This window comes from Actinomadura sp. HBU206391, assembly GCF_014323665.1.
In the GTDB taxonomy this organism is placed as follows: domain Bacteria; phylum Actinomycetota; class Actinomycetes; order Streptosporangiales; family Streptosporangiaceae; genus Actinomadura_C.
In genome coordinates this window covers 1-4,388 of the sequence record NZ_JABVEB010000369.1, presented here as the reverse complement: position 1 = coordinate 4,388, position 4,388 = coordinate 1, and the positions used below count along the sequence as shown (strand labels likewise).

Genomic DNA, 4,388 nt, shown 5'->3' with positions numbered 1-4,388 from the left:
CTCACCGGCGGCGAGCTCGCCGCGCCAGGTCAGCGCCATGTACGCGGCGACGGCGGAGAGCCCGAGCGCGGCCATGGCGACCGGGTCGACGCCGTGCGGCAGCTCGACCAGGTCCTCCGCCGGCACCGAGGCGATCTCGGCCATGCTCCCGTCGCCCGGTGCCATTCCGGCCGAGGTCGCGAACCACACCGGTCTGCCGTCAGCGGTTCCGACCCCCTGGACGCCCGGTACGTACGGCGTCGACGGCGTACCGAAGTACGACCTGCCGCCCGCGCAGAGCAGGTCCAACGGAGTGATCGGGGCGGCATGGACCGTGACCGGCGTCCTGCCGGGCCCGGCGAGCGGCGGCTTCCGCTCGACCACCAGCGGCGGCCGGCCGGGTTCCCGGATCTCTGCGGCGCGCATGGCTAGGTGGCGATGTCGGGATAGGGGAGCGTGAAATGGCCGAGCCGTCGTGCGTATTCGAGCTGGAATCCGAGCGGTTCGTCATGGTCACGTTCGAACATGGCGATGAACAGGGTGAGCGTGAGGAACGGGTGCGCCCCGAGCTCGAAGAGCCTGGGGTAGTCGTGCTCGGCGAGCGCGGCGCGTTCGGTCTCGTCGAAGCGCAGCCAGGTGCTCGACTCGCCGGTCGTGCAGCCCAGGATGCGGTTCGCCTGTTCGGCCTCCCACCAGGCGACGGTGCCCTGGGGGTCGTCGCGGTAGCGCTCGACGAGCTCCGGGTCGCGGTCGACGGTGAACAGGAACTTGTTCAGCAGGTACTTGCTCACTGGCCGGCTCCATTCGGGTACCAGGTGAAGTAGGCCTCCATCGTGTGGAACAGGTCGTAGGTGTCGACGTAGTCGGCCTTCCGTCCCTCGCCCGCGACGCCCATCATCAGCATGAAGTCCATGAACCCGTGGGTGGCGTTGCCCGGGGCGTGCAGGCTGTCCAGGGTCACCTCGGCCAGGCAGCCCTCGATGTCGCCGGAGGAGATCCACTCGACGGCGCGGCGGTCGAACTCCGGATCCGGGCCGTGCGGGCCGAATTGCCGGGGCCCGCCCAGCTCCAAAGACAGGTGCCCGGTGCCGATGACGGCGACGCGCTTGTCCTCGGGCCAGGCCTCGACCATCTGGCGGATCGCCCGGCCCAGCTGCACGAAGCGCTTGGGCCGCGGCAGCGGCGGGGCGAAGATGTTGGTGTAGACAGGCACGATCGGCAGGTCGTTCTGCGGGCGCAGCGTGATGATCGGGCACGTGATCGAGTGATCGATCCGCAGCTCGTTGGAGAACGCCAGGTCGAACCCCGAATCCAGGCCCTCGCGCAGCAGGTGGCCCGACAGGTCCTCCTGCCCGGTGAGCAGCATGCGCGGTAGCCCGAACTCGCGCTCCTCGTTGTAGAAGTTCGCGTCGTAGAAGGGCGCCTTGCCGATGAGGAACTGCGGCATGTTGTCCAGCCACAGCTGGTGGAAGTGATCGGAGCCCACCATCACCAGGACGTCGGGGCGGGCGCTGGTCAGCGTCTCGCGGAACGCCTCCACCTTGCGCACCCACTCGTCGGCGAACGGCGGGCGGTCCTCCCCGGTCGCAGTGCTCGCACGGTAGTAGAAGGGGTGGTGGGTGGACGCGATCACCGCAACCACTTCGGCCATGGGATCTCCTTTTCGCTACCGCCCGGCCCGGGTGGGCGGGCTCAGACGCGGGCTTCGGGTTCGTGTGGCGTGGGCGCGACGGACCTGTTGTTGAGGTCAACGGCCAGGAAGATGTCGTTGCCGACCGGGCGGCGCAGCTCCTCGGCGAGCTGGCCGATCAGGCCGGCGGTACGCGCGAGCAGGGCGAATCCGCGCAGCAGTTCCAGCGGCAGGCCCAGGTCGGCCAGCGCCGCGCCGCAGACGCCCGCCCCGTTCAGCGGCAGCGTCCTGCCGAGCACCTGCGGGTGCACCCGCCCGATGGCGGCGAAGAGCGACAGATGCGGCCCGAACAGCCCCTCTTCGGTGGCGATCCGCATCAGCCTCGGGGTGCGCGGGTCGCCCTGCTTGTGCACGTGGTGACCCAGCCCGGGGACGTACCTCTTCGCCGCCCGCTCGGCCTGTACGGTCCGCAGGGCCAGGTCGTCCCAGCCGGAGTCGTCGGCCGGACGCGTGCCGTCGAGCGAGGTCAGCACATCGTGCAGGAAGCGGCCGGTGTCCTCGGTGACGCCGAGGAACCGTGATCCGCCACCGAGCAGGCCCGCCGCCAGCGCACCCTGCACGGAGTCGGGCGCGGACAGGTAGGTGAGGCGGGTGACGATCGCGGTGGGGGTGAAGCCGTGGTCGGCGAGCGCCGCCAGCACGGCCTCGAACACCCGTACCTCGCCCGGCTCCGGCCGCCGCTGAGTGGCCAGCCAGAACGCCAGTTCGCCGAATCCGACCTCGCCCATCACGTCCTCGGCCAGGTCGTGGCCGAGCAGCGTGATCTTGTCCAGGCTCGAGGCGCCGAGTGCGGTCGGATATTCCGGGCGGTCGATCTGCTCAGCCACGCTCGTCCTCCAGCGGGGTCGTCAGCCACTTGCGCAGCTCCACGCCGTGCTCGTCGAGCTCGGGTGGGGGCAGCCGGTGCACGGCCGGGGTCGCCGAGAAGCGGATCGGGTGCCGCGTCGTGGGCACCGCCCGGTCGCCCGCGCCGACCAGGGCGATCGGGTCGAGCCCGAAGCGCTCGGCCATCGCGAACCCCCCGTCGATGGTGTTGATCGGTCCGCTCGGCACGCCGGCTTCGACCAGCAGCTCGAACCACTCGACCGCGCCGCGCTCGGCGAGCCGCTCCACGAGCAGGGGGCGCAGCTCCTCACGGTTGGCCGTGCGGTCGGCGTTGCGGGCGAACCGCGGGTCGTCGGCGATCTCGGGAATGCCGAGCACATCGCACAGGCGGCGGAACTGCCCGTCGTTGGCGGCGGTGACGATCAGGTCGTTGTCGGCGGTGGGCAGCGGTTCGTAGGGGAACACGCTGGGGTGCGCGTTGCCCATCCGGTAGGGCACCTCCCCGCCGGCGACGTAGGCCGAGCTGTGGTTGACCAGGCCGGTCAGCGCCGAGGACAGCAGGTTGACCTCCACGTGCTGGCCCTGCCCGGTCGCGTCCCGGTGCCGCAGCGCGGCCAGAATGCCGATCACGGCATGGTTGCCGGCCATCACGTCGAACACCGAGATCCCGGCCCGGTACGGTGGCCCGTCCGGATCGCCGGTCAGGCTCATCAGCCCCGAGATGGCCTGCACCATCAGGTCGTAGCCCGGCACCTCGCGGCCGGCCCCCGACCCGAAGCCGCTGATCGACGCGTAGACCACGCCGGGGTTGGCCGAACGCACCGCGTCGTAGCCGAGGCCGTACTTGTCCAGGCCCCCCGGTTTGAAGTTCTCGATCAGTACGTCCGCGCGGCGGGCCAGTTCGCGGGCCACCTCGGCGTCGCCCGGGTCGCGCAGGTCCAGCGCGATCGAGCGCTTACCGCGGTTGACGCCCAGATAGTAGGTCGCCACCCCGTCGCGCACGGGCGGCGTCCAGGTTCGGGTGTCGTCGCCCTTGGGGCTTTCGACCTTCACGACATCGGCGCCCAGATCGGCCAACAGCATCGTGGCGTACGGCCCGGCCAGGATCCGGGAGAAGTCCGCCACCAGCACGCCGGACAGCGGCCCACCGCCTGCGGAGCTGTCACGAAAGGCGTCCTCTGTCATCCGGCTCCCTCTGCTCGTCCGTTCAACGGACAGGCGTCCGCTCGTGCGAGTCTGGCACATCCATGACATGCGTCAAGCGGGCCCGGTCTCCACTCTAGGGCGGGTCGCCGCAGGTCGGGCCAGCGATGCCCATTGACACCGGCGCCAGTAGTGGCGAAAGTAACGGCGAGCACATGTGACCGTATGGCGGACATTCGTCCGAGGAGTCGGGCCGGCGCCGTGTCAACGGTCGCGCAGACGGTGAGGAGCCAAGCGATGAGCGAGCGGACCGAATTCGAGACCGGGCGGCCGGTGGTGTTGCGCGGCGGCACGGTGCTGCCGATGGACGACCGGCGCCAAGTGCTGGCCCGCACCGACGTCCTCGTCGTCGACGACCGCATCGCCGCCGTGGGTCCCGATCTGGCGGTTCCCGAGGGCACCGCCGTGATCGACGCGACCGACGGCATCGTCATGCCCGGAATGATCGACACCCACCGGCACATGTGGCAGACCGCCATGCGCGGCTACGGCGCCGACTGGACCCTGACCCAGTACTTCGTCTGGTACTACCTGGAACACGGGAAACTGTTCCGCCCCGAGGACGTGCACGCGGGCAACGTGCTCGCCGCGATCGAGGCCCTCGACGCCGGTGTCACGACCGTTGTCGACTGGTCGCACGGACTGCAGACCGTCGACCACGCCGACGCTGCGGTCGACGCGCTGCGGTCGG

At 70.5% G+C, this 4,388-nt stretch carries 5 protein-coding genes and 1 pseudogene; 1 reads left to right on the top strand and 5 read right to left on the bottom strand.

Translation table 11 applies throughout. The features are described 5' to 3' along the window. From HKK72_RS36550 to HKK72_RS36530, 5 genes and pseudogenes are all read right to left on the bottom strand, one after another. Positions 1–405 (bottom strand): annotated as a pseudogene (locus HKK72_RS36550) (zinc-binding alcohol dehydrogenase family protein); the annotation flags it as partial. 2 nt (positions 406–407) lie between these two features. Next, positions 408–770, bottom strand: a complete 363-nt coding sequence (locus HKK72_RS36545) for a hypothetical protein (protein ID WP_187238968.1) — start codon at positions 768–770, stop codon at positions 408–410. Continuing rightward, positions 767–1,630 carry an extradiol ring-cleavage dioxygenase gene (locus HKK72_RS36540; RefSeq protein ID WP_187238967.1) on the bottom strand — a complete coding sequence of 288 codons (864 nt, stop codon included), beginning with the start codon at positions 1,628–1,630 and terminating at the stop codon, positions 767–769. Before HKK72_RS36540 ends, HKK72_RS36545 begins: the two co-directional genes overlap by 4 nt. Before the next feature lie 41 nt (positions 1,631–1,671). Further along, the gene (locus HKK72_RS36535) at positions 1,672–2,496 is read right to left on the bottom strand and encodes a citryl-CoA lyase (protein WP_187238966.1); all 825 of its coding nucleotides are present in this window, start codon (positions 2,494–2,496) and stop codon (positions 1,672–1,674) included. Next, positions 2,489–3,679, bottom strand: a complete 1,191-nt coding sequence (locus HKK72_RS36530) for a CaiB/BaiF CoA transferase family protein (RefSeq protein ID WP_187238965.1) — start codon at positions 3,677–3,679, stop codon at positions 2,489–2,491. Before HKK72_RS36530 ends, HKK72_RS36535 begins: the two co-directional genes overlap by 8 nt. Positions 3,680–3,934: 255 nt before the next feature. Between HKK72_RS36530 and HKK72_RS36525 the strand changes: the two genes are divergently transcribed. Next, on the top strand, positions 3,935–4,388 hold a 454-nt coding region (locus tag HKK72_RS36525; RefSeq protein WP_187238964.1), incomplete at its 3' end, for an amidohydrolase family protein.